The 319-nt window shown below is 61.1% G+C and carries 1 protein-coding gene; it reads right to left on the minus strand.

The genetic code is table 11. The features are described 5' to 3' along the window. Nucleotides 1–189 (minus strand): hypothetical protein (locus SB719_RS19400; protein ID WP_412159636.1); only part of this gene is annotated, 189 nt, incomplete at its 3' end. Nucleotides 190–319: the final 130 nt, after the last annotated feature.

Here is a 319-nt window from a genome sequence, read left to right on the forward strand (position 1 = left end):
CTGGTGGAGTCTGACCCGGTGTGCTTCGTTGACAAGGTCGATCGTTCCTGGCAGCTCCGGATCGAGCGTACCGTTTTCAAACTGGCGCACGATACGGGAGGCCTCCGCCACGGTCATCTCATAATCGTCGCGGGGGCGCAGCTCAGCGCGCGAGGTCTTCCTGCTGCCTGTTTCAGGTCGAGGACTCATGTGGGCACCTGTGTCTTCCTCTGGTCACGTGCTCGTCGTTCTGGCTGGTTCATCGTGCGAAGTAGCCGCGGTAGTACTCGTAGACCCAGCCGACCAGGCAGACCAGCGCTAATGCTCCGCCGATGAGGAT

The sequence above is a fragment of the Pantoea sp. SIMBA_079 genome (genome assembly GCF_046940275.1).
GTDB classification, from domain to species: Bacteria; Pseudomonadota; Gammaproteobacteria; order Enterobacterales; family Enterobacteriaceae; genus Pantoea; species Pantoea borealis.